The organism is Pseudomonas sp. 34 E 7 (genome assembly GCF_900005715.1).
Lineage (GTDB): Bacteria > Pseudomonadota > Gammaproteobacteria > Pseudomonadales > Pseudomonadaceae > Aquipseudomonas > Aquipseudomonas orientalis_A.
This window is the reverse complement of record NZ_CVTX01000146.1, coordinates 1-18,605: the sequence shown is the minus strand read 5'-3', so window position 1 is coordinate 18,605 and position 18,605 is coordinate 1. Positions and strand designations below refer to the sequence as shown.

Sequence of the window (18,605 nt, the reverse complement as noted above, 5' to 3'; positions counted from 1 at the left end):
TAAGAGGAATGGGCACGCCAACTGGATTGGGTGCCCATTTTTTGTGGGGGCTCGCTGATTAATCACACACAAGCGAGTGATCCGGGAAATGACTCAGTTTGAACTTCTTTAATTCTTGTGCAACGGAGTTTTCAAGATTTTCCGGGGCCATCAGCGTTTTGACTTCACGCTCCCATCCTGCTGCTCCGCCTACGCGTTGAGTCACACCTTCCGGCCATCCTTGAAGGATTGACTTGTAATGCTCGATGCGTTCGTGGGCCATTGCACTCTTCTCGCACCAAGCCAATAACAATATGTTGTCGGTCATGGCCTGTACTGGAAAATTATCTCTACCGGCTACAGTAGTTTGATAAATAGAGTCCAGCGTAGTGCATGCAATTGTATCGAGGAACGCAGTAGGACATTGCGATCGAAAACACTCAACAAGTGCTTCGAACTTATTTGAGTGGCGCAAAGGACTTATCGATTCCTCAACACCCTTACTGTTTAATAGTGATGTTGGCGCGACCAGCGAGACCACTGGGAACGACGTCATCAATGAGTGCGTGTGGAATACCGGGACATAGTGTTCCTCACCATAAACGGGCTTGAGGTAAATGCCGGTCAACAGAGGACCGTTACGCTTTAGTAAGTGAAGGGGTTTATATATTTCATAAGTCCCCATCACTTCTTTCCAGTCTTGGGTGATTGCCTTTTTTTCAGCGGTCGTCATTTTTTTCATAAGGTGTCTCAGGGGTGTATCGCTGTCTGTGAAGGTGGTTTTATCGGGAGGTTATTATTATTGTTGGTTTGTTGTCGACTGCTAATCGGCCCGTTCGGGTTTTTCGTGAACTTGTAATCCAGTACTTCCCCGGTATTTTTGTTGTAGACATCTGGCCGCGCGCTGCCGGCGGTTCCTTTCGGGACCTCGACGCCTTTCAAGTAGGATTTCTCCACCGCCAAGTGAGTCTTTTGACCGGTCATACGCTGATAGCGGTTTAGCAATTTGTCGGCGTAGGTGTGCTTTTTACTGCCTTGGACCGGACCAGTACCTGCAGCACCATGTTTGTTTTTAACGCCCCATTTTTCCGCCTTGCTGGCAATTTTTTTGACGAAATCCTTATCCGACAGACTGGCTGCTGTAGGTTTTTTGCTTGTGCAGGACAATCCTAGTGGATCTATCCAGTTGATCGGGTTGGGACCGTAGGCGTACAAATTGAGCCCACCCAGTAGCCCGATAGGATCCGGTGTCGTGAAGCGGCCGATATCCGGGTCATAAAACCGGAAGGTATTGAAATGAAGCCCGGTTTCTCTATCCAGGTACTGGCCTTGGAATCTAAGGTTTTGCTCCTCAATGTAAGACGGTTCACGGGTTTCCCGTATGGTGTTTCCCCATACTCGATAGGAAGCCTGCCACAGTGTTTGGCCGTCGGCTTCAGTGAGCTCAAGAGGGAGGCCATTGAAATCGTTATGGTAGTACCGGATTTTTTGCTGAGCGCCTATGCCGTCTACCTTGGCTAATGGCTCATAACCGTCCTCTTCATACAGATAGAGGCTGGTCTGGTTGTTTCGGTGTTCTTGCAGGAGCCGTAAGCCATCCCAACTGAAGTGTGTTGACCCGAGTAAGTAACCGCCGCTGCTCGTCTCGTTTTTCTCAATGCGTCGACCCAGTGGGTCGTAGGTCATGCGGACCACATTGCCGTTCTGGTTCCGTACTTCGATCAGACGATGCTCAGCGTCATAACGCATGTGCTGTACACCACGATGACCGCTTCGCTTTTCGACCATTCGGCCAAAGCCGTCATAGCGATAACGTTTGTCTTGGTAAGTCAGCAGACGGTTATGCACAATCCGTCCGCTACCGGCTGGAGGCCCATCCAATAAATTGGCGGCGGCGTCATAGGAAAAGGTTTCGTTCTGCCCCATTCCGCTGTCTTGGCTGGCAATAATCCGGGCGGTGGCATCGTAGTGCAGCAACTGGCGAGCTTGGTTCGAAGGGTGCCGGTCTAACTTAGTGATCAGATTATCTGCCGCGTCGTATTCGAACTGCTTTTGTAACGATGTCGCTCCCATCGCACCCGGGCTGGACTTTCGGCGTTGCCGTGCACGCAGGCGTCCTGAGCGATCGTAGTTGCTCTGGGTACTGATCTGACCCTGTGTGCGCAGTACTTCGCGGTGCAGCCGGTCGCGCTCGAAATCGCAGATGACCTGGCCATTGAGGTTAATTTGATGCAGATGGCCGCTGCCATAATAAAGACGATTGATCCAGCGCCCGTCGGGCAGTTTGCTTTGGATCAGGTTCCCCAATTCATCGTAGTGATGTTGCAACAAACCCGCTTGGTTCTGTTCTTCCAGCATCTGCCCGAGAGCGTCGTACGAGAATGCTAGTGTCTGTGACTGGCCGCTCGTGTCCATAAAGTGGACGCCAGTCAGTTGGTCCAACATGTCGTACGTGTATTGGGTGTGGCCATCATCGGTTGTCTTGGCGCTCAACCGCCCCATTGCATCGCGTTTGAGGCGATGAACAATGGGTTTGGCAGCTATTTCCGGTACTAGCCCGATCCCGCTGCCGTAAGGTGAAGGAACGCTTTCAAACTGGATGACATTATCCAGGCAATCGTGTTCATAGCGTTTGGCACTGCCATCCAGATCCTGTTGCTCGGTCAGGCGATCGCCTGCATCCCATGAAAATCGATAGCTTTCGCCATTCTCGTTGGTCAGAGACAGAAGACGGCCATAAGCGTCGTATCCAAACTGCACGTTACGACCGTGGGCATCAGTGCGTTGCCGTACCTGACCGCGTCGTGTGTATTGGTAAAAGGTGCTGTGGCCGGCGGGATCCGTGTATCCGACCAGTTGTCCGCTGGCATCGCGCTGATAGTGTTCTTCGCGACCGTCAGGCAGTTGGACCCCAATCAGTCTGCCCTGTGTGTCGTGCTTGAATTCAGTTCGCTCTCCCAGTGCGTCAGACATAGCCTGCAAATGTCCGCGTGCATCATAAATGAACCGTGTGGGCGAGCCTGAGCAATCGACGTGCTCAATCAGTTGCCCTGCCTGGTTCCAGCGGAGTTTTTTACGTTTGCCGGTGGCATCGATGATTTCAATAGGCTGACCGTGAGTGTCGTACTGATAGCGTGTGATGTTGCCGAGAGGGTCGGTCTCACGGATACAGTTGCCTCGCGGGTCATACAGGAATTTCCAGCTGTTGCCGGCGGCGTCGGTCTCGACTAACGGCAATGCCCAATGATCAAGCCAAAGGGTTGTGTCGCGCCGACCCAGAGGGTCCATTTCGCTGATTAAATTGCCAGATTCGTCATAGCAGTATTCATAGCGTCCGCCTTGCGGGTCTGTTGCGCTGAGCAGTTGGCGTTCGTCGTTCCATTCAAAGAGCCAGGCTTGCCCCAGATTATCGGTGTACTGGGTAACCTGATACTGGGTATTCCAAACGCGTGTGCTTACCCGCTGTAAGCCGTCGGTGATACGTGTCGTTCCTACGTTCAGGTCATAGTCGAAATGATAGCGATCGCCTTCATTGGTCCAGTGACCTGTCACACGCCACTCGACGCCTTCAATCAAGCCCCATTCATAGAAGCAGCGCAGCCCGGTAGGCAGTTGATGCTCCACCATGCGACGTCCGGCGTCGTATGCGAAGCGCCGTTGGACCTGATCCGTAGCGTCACGTACTTCTGCCAGGTCGCCGGCTTCGTCGTAGCCATAGCTGACCAAGACTTCCCGACGATGATCGGGATACAGCCGCTCAATCCGATCCACACGGCCTTGCTCGCGAATCAACTCGACTCGGACCAGATCAAATGTGTCGCGCAGCGCCATCAGTTGACCCGCTGCGTCATAGTCCAGATAGATTCGATTGTCGTTGCGGTCACCCAATTGGCTCAGGCGCAGCGACGAAGCGTCGCCGGGGGATATGTCAAATAGCCGATACAGGCCGTTGTCGCTTTCAATCAATAGCTGCCCGTTACGGTGACGCCGAATGCTCAAACCTTCGCCCGGGCTGAACATCGCACTACCCAGCGCCACTGAGCCCAGGTTGATACGACGGCCCTGCTCATCGGTATAGATCAGCTCTTCCCCGCCATCCGGGTGAGACAGTATCTGCACGGCGACTTCATAAGGCACGCTCCAGCCTGCACCGAACAGCCCATCGCGGCGAACGTCGCGGCTGTTGTAGAAGCGCTGCCAGTCAATCGGTAACAATCCAGGCAAGGAAAAGTCCAAGTCGAAATCGCTGCCCAGAACTTTAGCGCCTGTTGCCGCATGCACGGGGTTGGGCGACCCCATCGCAGCGTTTGCCATCGCGCCCATGGCTTGGCTCACCGCGTAAGACCCCACGCCACTGAGCAACATGCACGGCAAATTACTCAGCGTTTTCCCCTTCGCGCCCTTGAGCATCATTAGAGCTTCAATCGCCAGTCCCACACCGGGCGTCTTCCCGCTGCGAATCTCCTGCACCACTACCGTACCGCCACCAATTGTGACGTTTGATGAAATCAGGCCTGAAGAAACCACCGTCGCATCGCACATGCTGCGGTCGCCGCTGCGTACGGCGGGTTGGCCGTTGATGGTGACTTTATCGGAGCCCTCGGCAAGGAGCTGCGGGGGCATTGGCGGGTGGCGGGCGCATAGGACCAGGTCGGTGGGCAGCGGCACGACACCGGGTGCTGGCGACGCAACGGTAGGGCGCCACAGTTGAGAGAAAAATCCCTCGGCCATGTCGAGGAAGCCAGGCTCTGGCGCAGTTTCGACATCAGGTTCGGGTTCGTCGGGTTCCAGCTCGGTCCCGGCGGGCGCGACATGGGAGGGAATTGCACCCGCGGCCCGCGCAGCCGGAATGCTGTTGACGAAGGTGTCGGTCGAACCGACTGCAATGGTGGCTTCCACTACTGGCGGAAACAGCGCATTGGCGAAACTCTCGCACATCTTACTGAGGCCCTTGTCGGCCCCCGTCTTGCTCATGGCCATGCCGACGACGATGCCCACCACAGCGCCGAGGATGCAGCCGCCGATACCGGCAGTAGCAATCGTCACCCCCACAGCCGCTGCGACAGCGGCGGTCGCCAGCGCAGTAATCGCCACGTTGGCCGCCACCTCCAGCACACCGCCGAGGATATCGGCCATCATGGAGGTGTGGGTCAGCGCATCGCCCATCCGGGCTGCCCATAACGCGTCAGACATACAGGCCGCTCATCAAGAAATAGCGTCGAACGACAGTGAGTTTTTGATCAATGCCCAGTGCGCGGCCTCGGCCTCCCCAAGCTTGTCCGCCTTCACGTAACTCAAGGCGAGCATCTTGCGCGTTCCCGGCAGCACCAGCGCCAACTGGTACTGGAACACCTTGTCGTTGCCCTTGTTGAACTGGCTGCGCAGCTCAATGCCTTCCACCTCTTGGGAGGTGCCCAAACGCACGTCCACACCGGGTTGATAGCGCAAATCCTGCACCTGTTTTTCCAGGCGCCGGAGTTGGTCATTGAAGTTGCTGTGCAGGGTTTCGCCTTCGGCCAGCAGGCTGCGGCTGACGATCAATGAAGTCCCCAATTCAGGAAACTTGAGGATATTGATCGTCGCGTCCTGCAGCTCGCCCGCCGGCAATTGAAACTGAAATTCGTTGATCCGGTACGTCATGGCAAACAGGTCTCGTCAGGAGCTTTTAGGCGCGGGGAACGCGGCTTTAATGTTGGCGTCGATAGCGCTTTTCTGGCCCTGGCCATCGGGCGTGGCACCGGGGCCGCCGCCGTTGTTCAGGTGCAGCACGCCGCCGGTGTTGAACTCGGCGTCGCCGCTGGCATAGAAGCTGATTTGCACGCCGGTGAGGTTGATTTGCCCGCTCGCATTCAACTCCAGGATGCTTTCACCGCAGACCAGGCGCAGGTTCTCGCCCACTTCGATGACGTAGCTCTGGCTGACGCTGTCGGTCTTCCTCTGGCCCACCGAGAGGATGTCTTCCTGCTTGACGACGCGCAGGCGGTTATTGCCGACGGTTACCGTCTCGTTGTGGCCGATACTCTTATTCCGGTCATGCCCCACGGAATGGCTCTCGTCGACTTCGACGACAATGTCCTGATTCCGCTCAGCATGGATATACAACTGCTCCAACCCTTTCTTGTCCTCCATGCGGATTTCATTGAAGTTGGCCGGCGTGCCGCCTTTGCTGGATCGACTTTTCATGCCGCTCTGGGTGGCGTTTTCCGGCAGGTCGTAAGGCACGGTCTGCTCGGCGTTGTACACCCGCCCTGTGATGATCGGTCGGTCGGGGTCGCCTTCGAGGAAGCTGACGATCACTTCCTGGCCGATCCTTGGAATTTGCATCGAGCCCCAGTTCTTGCCGGCCCAGGACTGCGACACGCGAATCCAGCATGAGCTGTTTTCGTTGGATTGATCGTGACGGTCCCAGTAGAAGTGCACCTTCACGCGGCCGTATTGGTCGGTCCAGATCTCCTCGCCTTTGGGGCCGACCACCAGCGCCGTTTGCGGGCCTTTGACCACGGGCCGATGGGTGGCGGGCAGGGTGCGGTAGCTCTGTTGCGCGGGGATGCAGGTCAGGCTGCTTTCGAACTGCGCCGAGCCCGAACCGCTGCCAGTTTCCAGGCTTTCCTGCACGATGTCGTAGCGACAGCCGACGATCAGGTATTCGCGGTTCTGGTCCTGGCGGCTGAAGCCGGTGAGGCTGAACAAGTGGCCCGAACCCAGGCCACGGGCATTGCCGGCGAACTCGATCTGTTCATGCAGGGTTTGCAGGGCTTCGATGCGGGTGCGCGCGTAGTGTTCGCCGTCGGCGCTCTGCACGTAGGTGCCGGGATAGTCGTACAGCGGGTAGTCGCCGGCGGTGTGCGGGCGCGGCATGGCCGAGCGCACGTCGATGCTCGCGCTGGGGCGCTGGAAGTCATAGTCGTTGAGCTCCAGCGAGCCGGGCTGCACCTCCTGCGCCAGGTGCCAGTTATGCATATGGTCGCGTTCGCGCTGCTGCTCGTCCCTGGGGTAATACGGAATCGAGGCGTAGCCCGGCACCGTGGTGTGGGCGCCATAGGCGTCGGCCAGCACCAGGACATGGCGGTCCTGCTCGTGACGGAAGAAGTAGTAGATGCCTTCCTGTTCCATCAAGCGGCTGACGAAATCCAGGCTGGTCTCGCGGTACTGCACGCAGTATTCCCACTCGCGGTACGGCCGGCTCAGGGCGTCTTCGAAGTCAGAAAAGCCCAGGTCGCGGAACACCTGCTTGATGATCTGCGGGATGCTCAGGTTCTGGAAAATCCGGCAATCGGAGGTGCGGCTGAGCAGCCACAGCCATGGGCGCAGCGTCACCTGGTAGCTGGCGAACTGGCCTTTGTCGATGTTCTGGCTGCAGCGCGCGACGATGCCGTGGAAGTGCCGTTCGCCACCGTCGGCCAATTGCAGGCCCACACTCATCGGCTTGCCCAGCAACTGGTTGAGGTCGATGTTGGCGTCCAGGGACGTCAGTTGCAGCTCGTAGTTGAACAGCCGTCCCAACTCTTCGCCGCCGCCCATTTCATTGAGCAACAGCACATCCGGCCCGAGGGGGCTGGTGATCTGGGCCAGGCGTGAGGCTTGGTTGAATAGCATCGGGCGTCTCTTAATGACTAAATAACTGAAGAAACCGGATTCAAATGTGGGAGGGGGCTTGCCCCCGATAGCGGTGTGTCAGTTGATGCATCAGGTGACTGATTCACCGCCATCGGGGGCAAGCCCCCTCCCACAGTTTTAACCGCATTCCGTCAGCCAAACTGGTAGTGCAATTCATTATCCCGACTGCTGATCCGCACCCCCGCCAGCGCCTTGCCTTCGAGCATGCGCGTGAGGAATTCACGGCTCATGTCCGGCAGCAGGCTGTTGGTGAGGAGGGTGTCGATCATGCGTCCGCCACTTTCGGTTTCGGTGCAGCGCGAGACGATCAGGTCGACCACCGCGTCGTCGTAGTCGAAGGTGACCTTGTGGGTGTTTTCCACGCGCTTTTTGATGCGGTTCAGTTGCAGGCGAGTGATGGCCTTGAGCATCTCGTCGCTCAGCGGGTAATACGGAATCGTCACCAGGCGACCGAGCAATGCCGGCGGGAAAATCTCCAGCAGCGGCTGGCGCAGGGCCTTGGCGATTTCCTCGGGCTCGGGGATGTTTGCCGGGTCCTTGCAGACACGGGAAATCAGCTCGGTACCGGCGTTGGTGGTCAGCAGGATCAACGTGTTCTTGAAGTCGATCACGCGGCCTTCGCCGTCTTCCATCACGCCCTTGTCGAACACCTGGAAGAAGATCTCATGCACGTCCGGGTGGGCTTTTTCCACCTCGTCCAGCAGCACCACGCTGTACGGTTTGCGCCGCACCGCTTCGGTCAGCACACCGCCTTCGCCGTAGCCGATATAACCCGGCGGCGCGCCCTTGAGGGTCGACACCGTGTGAGCTTCCTGGAACTCGCTCATGTTGATGGTAATCACGTTCTGCTCGCCGCCGTACATCGCTTCGGCCAGGGCCAGGGCGGTTTCGGTCTTGCCCACGCCCGAAGTACCGGCGAGCATGAACACACCAATCGGCTTGCTCGGGTTATCGAGGCCGGCGCGGGAGGTCTGGATGCGCTTGGCGATCATCTGCAGGGCGTGGTCCTGGCCGATGATGCGTTTCTTCAGGTGCTGGTCGAGGTTGAGCACCGTCTCCAGTTCATTGCGTGCCATGCGGCCCACCGGGATGCCGGTCCAGTCGGCGACCACCGAGGCCACGGCCTGGTAATCCACGGTCGGCAGGATCAGCGGGGTTTCGCCTTGCAGTGCGCTGAGGCGCTGCTGCAGGTCGACCAGTTGCTCGCGCAAGGCGTCGTCGCCACTGTCTACGGCGCCGGCTTTCTCGCGCAACGTCGCGCGGGTAGCGAGCAGTTCGTCCACCAGGGTTTTCTCTTCCGCCCAGCGGCTTTCCAGCGTGGCGAGGCGCTCACGTTCAGCGCTCAGCAGCGCTTCGCTGTTGGTCTGGCGCGCACCAATCGCAATACCGATGGCATGCTCGCGGGCGATGATTTGCAGCTCGGTTTCCAGCGCTTCGATACGGCGGCGGCTGTCGTCCACTTCAGCCGGCACGGCATGCAGGCTGATGGCGACGCGGGCGCAGGCGGTGTCCAGCAGGCTCACGGATTTGTCCGGTAGCTGGCGTGCCGGAATATAGCGGTGGGACAGCTTGACCGAGGCTTCCAGGGCTTCATCGAGGATCTGCACCTGGTGGTGTTTCTCCATGGTCGAGGCCACGCCGCGCATCATCAGCAGTGCCTTGTCTTCCGAGGGCTCGGCAACCTGCACCACCTGGAAGCGGCGGGTCAGGGCGGGGTCTTTTTCGATGTGCTTCTTGTACTCGGCCCAGGTCGTGGCGGCCACGGTACGCAAGGTGCCACGGGCCAGCGCAGGCTTGAGCAGGTTGGCCGCGTCGCCCGTCCCGGCGGCGCCACCGGCACCGACCAGGGTGTGGGCTTCGTCGATAAACAGGATGATTGGCTTGGGCGAGGCCTGCACATCTTCGATGACCTGGCGCAGACGCTGTTCGAACTCGCCTTTCATGCTGGCGCCGGCTTGCAGCAGGCCTACGTCGAGGCTGCGCAGTTCCACGTCCTTGAGCGCAGGCGGTACGTCGCCGGCGACGATGCGCAGGGCGAAACCTTCGACCACGGCGGTCTTGCCCACCCCGGCTTCACCGGTGAGGATCGGGTTGTTCTGGCGGCGCCGCATGAGGATATCCACCAGTTGGCGAATCTCTTCATCACGGCCCACGATGGGGTCGAGCTTGCCGCTGCGGGCCTGTTCGGTCAGGTCGACGGTAAAGCGCTTGAGCGCCTCCTGCTTGCCCATCGCGCTGGGGGCCATGGCGCCGCTGGCTTCGCCGGGCACACCGGCATTGAAACCGTCGCTGGCACTCAGGGCATTTTCCGGCGAGTCGCCGACGTACTCGTCAAAGCGCTCGCTCAAGGCTTCGGGCTTGATCTTGTCGAACTCGGCAGACAAGCCCAGCAGCGCATGGCGCAGGCTCGGCGTTTTCAGAATGCCCAGCACCAGGTAACCGGTGCGCACCTGGCTTTCGCCAAACATCAGGCTGCCATACACCCAGCCGCGTTCCACCGCTTCCTCCACATGGGACGACAGGTCGGTGATCGAGGTCGAGCCGCGCGGCAGGCGATCCAGGGCCTCGGTGAGGTCACGGGCCACGCGTGCCGGTTCCAGGTTGAACTGGCGGATGATGCGGTGCAGGTCCGAGTCCTGCAGTTGCAGCAACTGATGAAACCAGTGGGCCAGTTCCACATACGGGTTGCCCCGCAGTTTGCAGAACACGGTGGCGGCTTCGATGGCCTTGTAGGCCACGCTGTTGAGTTTGCCGAACAGTGCGGCGCGACTGATTTCACCCATGCTCTGGATTCCTTGAGGTGGTGGCGTGGTCGGCGTAATGCCGGGCCAGGATTAGGTCGTTGGCGTCATGCGCAGGTTGGCCGAGCCAGGTATTGAAACCCAGGCGAAACTGGCCGTTGAGCTGCAGCGCCGGGACTTCAGGTTGTTGCAAAACCAGGTTCAAGTCCCAGTCCAGTTCATGGCCCAGGTACTCGGCCACCCAGGCCACCAGTTCGTTGAACGGCGGATGACCGGGCAGCATGCCCATGTAGTCGTCGAGCTTGAGCGGGCCGAGGCGAATACGGAATTTGTGCTGGCGGTCCCACACGTGGCTGCCGAGGCAAAAATCCACGCCCAGCCGGTTGGCGCTCACGCCGACGCGGCTGCGTTCGGGCAGTTCCAGCCATTGGCCGACGTATTCTTCGATCGCGACCGGCAAGCCGAAGTACTCGCTGAGGATGGCCTTCAAGCCATCCGGGTAGCGGGTTTGCGCCGACAAGTGGCCGCTGTAATGCAGCTTGGCCGTATCGGGGATCAAGCCCTGGTTGAGCAAGCTGGGCATGCCGCGGCCACTCAACGCAGCGAGGCGTGCGGACCAGTAGTCGTCGTCCGGCCGGTCGTGGCTGACTGTCGGCCGCGCCTCGGCCCAGGCGCGGTAGAACAACGTCAGCAAGCGATGGTGGAACACATCCAGAAATTGCTTGCTGGTGCTGTCGGCGTTGTTGCGCTGCCGCTCGCGCACGTACTCGGTGATATGCAGCGGCAGCGGGCCGTTGGGGCCGCCAAGGCCGAAAAAGAATTGCTCCAGCCGCGCCGGTTTGCCGTCGCCGCCGGGGTCGACCGACGCCAGGGTGGCCGGGGCGAAGGTGCAATCGGCCTGTTGCCCCAGGCGCAGCGGGTCATCGGCCAGGCGCAGGGAATGGCCCAGGCGCGGCAACTCTGGCGATTCGCACTCGATACGCCGCAGCGCCTGGAAGAAGTCATATTCCCAGGGCTCCTGGTGCATCGCGTCCAGGGTACTCACAGGGTCGGACGCCGTCCGGGCTTGGCTTTCCATCGCATGATCTCGCCGCGTTCGGTGGTACGGATCACCGTCTCGGTAAAACTGTTGATCGACACGTAGCGTGCCAGGAAGCGTTCCAGCACCGCACCGAGCAGAAATACCCCGGTGCCGCGAAACGCGTTTTCATCGAATTCCAGGGTGATTTCCAGGCCACGGCCAAACACGATCGGGCCGGGCATCGGCAGGCGTCGGGTCACGGCTTTGCTGCTGACTTCACGCAAGCCTTCAATCTGCAATTGCAGCGCGGCGTCGTTGCTGTCGCCATACAGGCGCAGCAGTTCGCGCAAGGCGCCGGCACCCTGGCCCTGTTCGCTCAAGGAGAGGTAATTGAGCGATAGCTGGCTGATCAGGCGCCACGCCTTGGCATCGTGGGCATGGCTGGCGCGTGGGCGGCTGGGGCCTGCGACGCAGCGCACAGAGAGCACCGGCGCGCTGTCGGCCAGGGTGAAATCGGTCTTGCCGTTGCCCACGCTCATGAACAACGGCAAGTCCCGGTTGGTGCACAGCGCCGTCACGCCGAGCTGGCGCAGGTCATGCCCATACGGCGCCTGGCGGCTGTCCACCAGGCTGACGAAGGTTTCGCTGCCCACATAGGTGGAACGCGGGCCGTTGCGCCGCTGGTCGCTGGACAGCACGCGCGGTTCGCGGCGTACCGTGTAATAGGCCTGGTCGCGCCCATAGCGGGAGGGATCGCGCACGGCGTAAAACGGCAAGAACGGCTGCTCCGGTCCGGTGCCGTGACCGGTGATGCCGCTCAGGGAGTGAATCTCGAAATCCATCGGCCGTGTACGGTCGGCGATCACATGGTGTTCGTTGACCCGATCCGACAAGTGAATCCGGTCCACGCGCTTGGGGAACAGGTTGATCGCCGGCGTGCAGAACGGCAGGAACTGCGCCGCGCCGACGCTGCCTTCCAGACTGGGTTCGTGACGGTCGAACAGCACGATCAGTTCCAGCTCCTGGCCGTCGCAACGCTTGACCGCACGGCTCAGTTCGGCGAATTCGACGAACAGGAATCGATGGGGCAGGGCGAAGTATTCCTGCAATAACCGATAGCCCTGGAACGCCCGCGCCACCACCGGCATGGCCGCGTCGGCATCGTCGAAACCGCGTGAACGCAAGGCATCCTGAGGCAGGCGCTCAACCCAATCGCCACCGGGCTTGCGCGCGAACACCGCGCAGGCGTTGCCCAGCAGTTGTTCGTAGAGGCGAAACGGCTGCTCATCGGCGCCGCTGAGGTACAGCGGCAGGTTATCCAGATCGAGGCTGTTGAACGGCAATTCGGCGCCGGTGCGCAGGGTCAGGCGCAGGCCGGCCTTGGCTTTCGGTTCGCTGGCGGCCAGGCGGCCGAGCACCGCGGACGGGTTGCCGAAGTACTCGGCATTGCTGACCTGCAGCGGCCACAGCGTCACCGGGTGCGCGGTGCGGTACTCGCAGCAGGTCTGGGTTTCGCGGCCCAGGGCGGCGCGCAGTACGGTGTCGCGGGGCAGCGGGAAGCCGCCGGCGAGGGAGCCTTCGTCGGGGTCGGTCTGCAATTGCACCACGGTCATCGACGGCGTCGGTGCCAGGTAGTGCGGGTAGGCGATTTCCAGCAGGTTGTGGGTGAAGGTCGGGTACTCGGCGTCGAGCTTGAGTTGCACGCGGGCCGTGAGGTAGGCAAAGCCTTCGAGCAAGCGTTCGACGTACGGGTCGGCGCAGTCCATGCCGGACAGGGTCAGCCGACTGGCGATCTTCGGGTATTCCTTGGCGAACTCGGCGGCGCTTTCGCGCACGTGGTGCAGTTCCTGGTTATACAGCTCCAGCAGGCGCGGGTTCATGGGCGTCTCCGCTGGTCGGCATTGACCACGCGCACATGCCCGGATTCCAGGTCCAGGTCGGTTTGCAGCAACAGGCGCAACGGCACCGGCTGGGCCCACAGGTCGCCTTCGATTTCGAAACTCAGGGCGTTGTGGTTCATTTCGCCCTGGCCGACACGGGCTTTGACTCGCAGCGTGTGGCGCAGGATGCGCGGCTCGAAGGTCGCAATAGCCTGGTAGATCAGGGCTTCCAGGGCCTTGATATCGACGCTGGAAACGCTGTTGCCCGCCAGTGCCGGCAGGCCGTAATTGACCACCGAGGTACCGGCCGGGGTGTGCAGCGTGGCATCGGCATCGAGCAACGACGTGGTGTTGAGCAACCACGCCAGGTCGCGTAGTACCGAGGCTTTCAATTGGGTCAGGGACAGCACGCGTTTGTCGGCGCTTTCCTTGGGATTGGTTGGGTCGTCGTCGGTCAGCCGGTCCAGCAGGGACGGTTGCAGACGGTCGCGGGAAGCGATTTCAGTTACCACCAAAGCAGCTCCACGGACGGGTTGCGGGAGGGACAAAATGTCTGCAGCCGTGGCGCAAAGCCACGGCTGCAGGGGCTATCAGCGCTTGGTGTTGGAACGGATGTTCCAGCCGAACTTGATCGCGCCGCCATCTTTGGTGCCGTCGGCTTTCTGCGGCTGGTAGTCGACCATCACCTGGGCGAAGTTCAGGGTGACGTTTTCGGTCAGGCGGTCATCGGAGCCCGAACCGCCGGTGCTCAGCGAGGTGACCAGCACTTCTTCCAGGTTGATCACCATGTACTCGACCTGGCTTTCGCCACCGGCCTTGCGCACGGTCAGCTTGACCTTGTCGATGTGCTTGCCGCTGGCGCAGTGCATCATCAGGTTCGGCGACGCCTTGTCGACGTATTTGGTCAGCGACAGGTCCTGGATATTCACCTTGCCCGCGCCACCGCCACCGCCCACATGCATGTTGCCGGACTGGGCCATGCCCCAGCTCCAGTTCAGCACGTCGATTTCGTCCTTGTGGGCCTTGTCCATGGACTCGCCCTTGATGTCGCCGATCTTGATGAAAATATCAACAGCCATGTTTTCTCCTTGTGTGGTCTCAGCCACTGTATTTGGTGATCGTTCCCACGCTCTGCGTGGTAACGCATCCTGTGACACTCTGCGTCACTGGGACGCGGAGCGTCCCGGGCGGCATTCCCACGCGGAGCGTGGGAACGAGCGAGCCAGTCCCGATTTTTTAGGCGCTCTTGGCCGAAGGCAGCTTCGATACCAAACGCAACGACACCGTCAGCCCTTCAAGCTGGTAGTGCGGGCGCAGGTAGAACTTGGAGTTGTAATACCCCGGGTTGCCTTCGACTTCTTCCACGATCACTTCGGCAGCCGCCAACGGGTGCTGGGCCTTGGTGGTCTCGGTGGAGTGCGCAGGATCGCCATCGACGTAGTTGAGGATCCAGTCCTGCAACCAGCGCTGCATCTCGTCCTTCTCTTTGAAGGAGCCCACCTTGTCGCGCACGATGCACTTGAGGTAGTGGGCGAAACGGCAGGTGGCGAACAGGTACGGCAGGCGCGCGGCCAGGTTGGCGTTGGCGGTGGCGTCCGGGTCATCGTATTCGGCCGGTTTCTGCAGCGACTGGGCGCCGATGAACGCGGCGAAGTCGGTGTTTTTCTTGTGCAGCAGCGGCATGAAACCGTTCTTCGCCAGCTCCGCTTCACGGCGGTCGCTGATGGCGATTTCGGTCGGGCACTTCATGTCCACGCCACCGTCATCGGTCGGGAACGTGTGGGCCGGCAGGTTTTCCACTTCGCCGCCGGACTCGATGCCACGGATGCGCGAGCACCAGCCGTAGTGCTTGAACGAACGGTTGATGTTCACCGCCATCGCGTACGCGGCGTTGGCCCAGGTGTACTTGGAGCTGTCGGCGCCGTCGGTGTTTTCTTCGAAGGCGAAGGCTTCCACCGGGTCGGTCTTGGCGCCATACGGCAGGCGCGCGAGGAAGCGCGGCATGGTCAGGCCGATGTAGCGGGAGTCTTCCGATTCACGCAGCGAACGCCAGCCGGCGTATTCCGGGGTGGTGAAGATTTTGGTCAGGTCGCGCGGGTTCGACAGTTCCTGCCACGAGCCCATGCCCATCACGGTTGGCGACGCGGCAGCGATGAACGGGGAGTGCATGGCGGCGCAGACTTTCGACAGCTCGCCCAGCAATTCCACATCGGGCGGCGACTGGTCGAAGTAATAGTCACCCACCAGGCAGCCGTAAGGTTCACCGCCGAACTGACCGTATTCTTCTTCGTACATTTTCTTGAAGATCGGGCTCTGGTCCCACGCGGTACCCTTGAATTTCTTCAGGGTCTTGTGCAGTTCGGGCTTGGAGATGTTGAGCACACGGATCTTGAGTTGCTCATCGCTCTCGGTGTTGTTGACCAGGTAGTGCAGGCCACGCCAGGCGCTTTCCAGCTGCTGGAAATCCTGATGGTGGATGATCTGGTTGACCTGGGCGGTGAGCTTGGCGTCGATGGCGGCGATGATCGATTCGATCGATTTGATCGCGTCATTGGACACCAGGTCGGTTTGTGCCAGGGCCTGTTCGGCCAGGGTGCGCACGGCGGTCTCCACGGCTTCGCGGGCGCGCTCGGTCTTGGGCTTGAATTCCTGCATCAACAGCGAGGCGAACTCGCTGGTTTCTTCGGTGGCGCCCAGGTTGGACGCGCCTTCGCGAACGGTATTGTCAGTCATGCTTACTGCTCCCCTGCAGGCTTGGGCGCACTGGCAAGAGCCTGGAGCAGTGCCGGGTCCTTGATCGCCTTCATGATGATTTCTTCAGCGCCGGTCTTGCCGTCCATGTAGGTCAGCAGGTTGGCCAGCTGGGTGCGGGCTTCGAGCAGCTGGTTCAACGAGTCGACCTTGCGCGCCACGGCGGCCGGGCTGAAGTCGTCCATGCTTTCGAAGGTGATGTCCAGGCTCAGGTTGCCTTCGCCGGTCAACTCATTGGGCACGTGGAACGCCACGCGTGGCTGCATGGCCTTGAGGCGCGAGTCGAAGTTGTCGACGTCCACTTCAAGGAACTTGCGGTCGGCCACGGGTGCCAGCGGCTCGGCTGGTTTGCCGGCGAGGTCGGCCATCACGCCCATGACGAAGGGCAGCTGGACCTTTTTCTCGGCGCCGTAAAGCTCGACGTCGTACTCGATCTGCACTCGAGGCGCACGGTTGCGCGCGATGAATTTCTGAGAACTTTGCTTCGCCACGTTGCTGCTCCTGGTCGCTTGAGCGACGGTGTTGTTACTGCACGGTCCGGCGGCCTACTCGCTGTCAGGGCCGCGCAGGTTTTCAAATTGGGACATGCCATCGGGAATCAGATTGCGCACGATCGCCGCGAAATCGGCATGCACCAGATTCTTCGCTCGGTTCAACAGCACCGGCAGCGGGCTTGAAGGCTCGTGCCGGGTGTAATACGCAAGGATTTTGTCGAGGCTGCGCAGCACATCGTCGCGGCTGGCGATGTCGCCGACCGGACGCGGGGCTGCGGGGGCAGCGGCGTAGTCCACCGAGGGGGCGTTGTCTTCACTGACGGCCTCGGGTTCGCTGCTGCTGTCGGCGCCGGGCACCGCTTGATTGAGCAATTGCAGGGCCTGCTTGAGCGGTTGCTTCAAGGCGCTGAGGTCCACGCCTTGGGCGGAACCGACCTGCTCGTTGACCTGTTGTTCGATGGCTTCGCAGGCTGCGCGCGCGGCAATCAGCGCATCGCGGGTGGCCTGCAGTTGCTCCGGGTCGCTGTCGAGGAACGCGGCGTTGAGTTGCTGGGCGCCGAGTTGTTCATCGGCGAAGCTCAACAGGCCGCTGGCGTTGAGCGCCGCGCGCAGCGTCACGGGGCCGAAGGTGCGTGAGCGTGTGAGGATGCTTTCGCGCAGCAGGCGAATATTGGTGTCGCAGGTCAGGCCGGTGAGGGCGTTGATGCGCACGGTAGGATCGTTATCGTCGTCGGCATCCAGGCGTGGGTGCAGGTCGGCCCAGTAATCGCGCAGCAACGCATCGATCAGCGTCAGTGCTTCGGCCAGGCCGGCCACGCCCTGGAGGGCGAGGGTGCTTTGCAGCAGAAAGTGGGTGATGCGCAGGTCTTTGCTGCGCTGCAACAGGTCGAGGCTCTGTTGCTGGATGCTGCGCCACTCCGGCGGCTCGGCGGGCAGGATGGATTCGCCCATGCTGCGCTCGGGCTGGCCCTTGGCATCACGTTCCAATTGCAGAAATTGCGCGTCATATTCCATGTCTTCGCCACACGGCGAAGTCGCGGAAACGGCGGTGAGCAGCAACGGCACATCCACTGAATTCGATCTCCCTATCAGCCCGTTAGATGCCGGGCAACGCATGCATTAGTTACGCAGTGAACTTTGCATGTTTTCTTGATCATAGTCTCAGAGTGCCACTATCGTGCCATCACTGATGTTCAAGAAGTTGTGCATTTTTGGTGTAGTACTTATGCGTTGTCAAGGTAAGCTATTCGCCCTCTGTGACAGATGTGCGGTGTTTAACACCCTGCGCGACTGGCGGGTCGAACGGTGCGCCCGTAGAGGATTTTTGTCATGCAAGCCGGATAAGATCAGCGATCATGCTGGCAAATGCGGATTTGGACGCTGGGTCCGACGACCTGGCGGCGATATTCAGGCAAGCGTAGCCTGATCTCGACCGCGCGCGATGTATCAGCAAGGAGGCAAGATGTCGCTGTGTTTGACTATCACTAGTTATCACAAGATTACCCCAGGGCAGTGCGCCGAAAAGTCCATGAACCAGGGCTCGATGGCGATCGGCCGCAGTTCGGAAAATGACTGGGTATTGCCCGATCCCGAACGACTTGTCTCCTCGCAACATTGCGTTATTCAGTACAAAGACGGTCGTTACTATTTAACCGACAACAGTACCAACGGTGTGGAGCTGGTCAACGCCGGCATCCGGATGCGCCGTGGTAACAGCGAGCCGCTGCAGGATGGCGAGTTGATTCGCATCGGCGATTACGAAATCCAGGCGCGCATCGACTTCAATGTGCAGGCCGTCGACAGCCAGCCGTTCGCCGGTGATTCGCCGAACAGCTTTGAGGCGTTGATGGGCGCGGTGGCGAGCCCGCCCGCGCCGACTCCGATGATCGCACCGCAGTTTCATGGCGCTTCGTCGATGGAGACCTTGCCGGACCTGTTCGATTTCCTCAGTCCCACTGCCGTGCCACCGCCCACCGTGGCAGACCACGTGCCCTCCGAGCAACATGACTTCCGTCCGCCGGCGCCGGTTGCCGTGCCGGTGGCCGAATCGCCGGCGGTGCCCGGTGCGGTCATTCCCGAAGACTGGGACCTGCTTGGCGACGCACCCGCGCCGCTCGCCTCT

At 60.4% G+C, this 18,605-nt stretch carries 13 protein-coding genes; 1 reads left to right on the top strand and 12 read right to left on the bottom strand.

Annotation, left to right across the window (positions count from 1 at the left end; all coding sequences use genetic code 11):
- Positions 1–58 precede the first annotated feature (58 nt).
- From BFP96_RS15585 to tssA, 12 genes are all read right to left on the bottom strand, one after another.
- Entirely contained in the window at positions 59–721 is a 663-nt protein-coding gene (locus tag BFP96_RS15585) for a hypothetical protein (protein ID WP_065897684.1), read from the bottom strand.
- 8 nt (positions 722–729) lie between these two features.
- Positions 730–5,172: an RHS repeat-associated core domain-containing protein gene (locus BFP96_RS15580; protein WP_083205609.1), complete on the bottom strand. Its 4,443-nt coding sequence runs from the start codon at positions 5,170–5,172 to the stop codon at positions 730–732.
- A 12-nt stretch (positions 5,173–5,184) separates the two neighbouring features.
- On the bottom strand, positions 5,185–5,619 hold the full coding sequence (locus BFP96_RS15575; RefSeq protein WP_065892305.1) for a DcrB-related protein: 435 nt from the start codon (positions 5,617–5,619) through the stop codon (positions 5,185–5,187).
- A gap of 15 nt (positions 5,620–5,634) precedes the next feature.
- Positions 5,635–7,575 (bottom strand): type VI secretion system Vgr family protein, encoded by a 1,941-nt coding sequence (locus BFP96_RS15570; RefSeq protein WP_065892306.1) that lies wholly within the window; start codon positions 7,573–7,575, stop codon positions 5,635–5,637.
- A 152-nt stretch (positions 7,576–7,727) separates the two neighbouring features.
- The gene (gene tssH, locus BFP96_RS15565) at positions 7,728–10,379 is read right to left on the bottom strand and encodes a type VI secretion system ATPase TssH (RefSeq protein WP_065936545.1); all 2,652 of its coding nucleotides are present in this window, start codon (positions 10,377–10,379) and stop codon (positions 7,728–7,730) included.
- Positions 10,372–11,415 (bottom strand): type VI secretion system baseplate subunit TssG, encoded by a 1,044-nt coding sequence (tssG, locus tag BFP96_RS15560; protein WP_065892308.1) that lies wholly within the window; start codon positions 11,413–11,415, stop codon positions 10,372–10,374. The genes tssH and tssG overlap by 8 nt, the downstream gene beginning before the upstream one ends.
- Complete coding sequence (gene tssF, locus BFP96_RS15555) at positions 11,379–13,238, bottom strand: type VI secretion system baseplate subunit TssF (protein WP_065897682.1); 1,860 nt, start codon at positions 13,236–13,238, stop codon at positions 11,379–11,381. Before tssF ends, tssG begins: the two co-directional genes overlap by 37 nt.
- Positions 13,235–13,750 carry a type VI secretion system baseplate subunit TssE gene (gene tssE, locus BFP96_RS15550; RefSeq protein WP_042945974.1) on the bottom strand — a complete coding sequence of 172 codons (516 nt, stop codon included), beginning with the start codon at positions 13,748–13,750 and terminating at the stop codon, positions 13,235–13,237. The genes tssF and tssE overlap by 4 nt, the downstream gene beginning before the upstream one ends.
- Before the next feature lie 78 nt (positions 13,751–13,828).
- On the bottom strand, positions 13,829–14,317 hold the full coding sequence (locus BFP96_RS15545; protein ID WP_017735732.1) for an Hcp family type VI secretion system effector: 489 nt from the start codon (positions 14,315–14,317) through the stop codon (positions 13,829–13,831).
- Positions 14,318–14,474: 157 nt separating this feature from the next.
- Positions 14,475–15,971: a type VI secretion system contractile sheath large subunit gene (gene tssC / locus BFP96_RS15540; RefSeq protein ID WP_065883759.1), complete on the bottom strand. Its 1,497-nt coding sequence runs from the start codon at positions 15,969–15,971 to the stop codon at positions 14,475–14,477.
- Positions 15,972–15,973: 2 nt separating this feature from the next.
- Positions 15,974–16,480, bottom strand: a complete 507-nt coding sequence (tssB, locus tag BFP96_RS15535; protein WP_003195557.1) for a type VI secretion system contractile sheath small subunit — start codon at positions 16,478–16,480, stop codon at positions 15,974–15,976.
- 54 nt (positions 16,481–16,534) lie between these two features.
- Positions 16,535–17,554, bottom strand: coding sequence for a type VI secretion system protein TssA (tssA, locus tag BFP96_RS15530; RefSeq protein WP_065936544.1), 1,020 nt, complete (start codon positions 17,552–17,554; stop codon positions 16,535–16,537).
- Between the two features lie 391 nt (positions 17,555–17,945).
- Between tssA and tagH the strand changes: the two genes are divergently transcribed.
- Positions 17,946–18,605 (top strand): type VI secretion system-associated FHA domain protein TagH (gene tagH, locus BFP96_RS15525; RefSeq protein ID WP_139113408.1); only part of this gene is annotated, 660 nt, incomplete at its 3' end.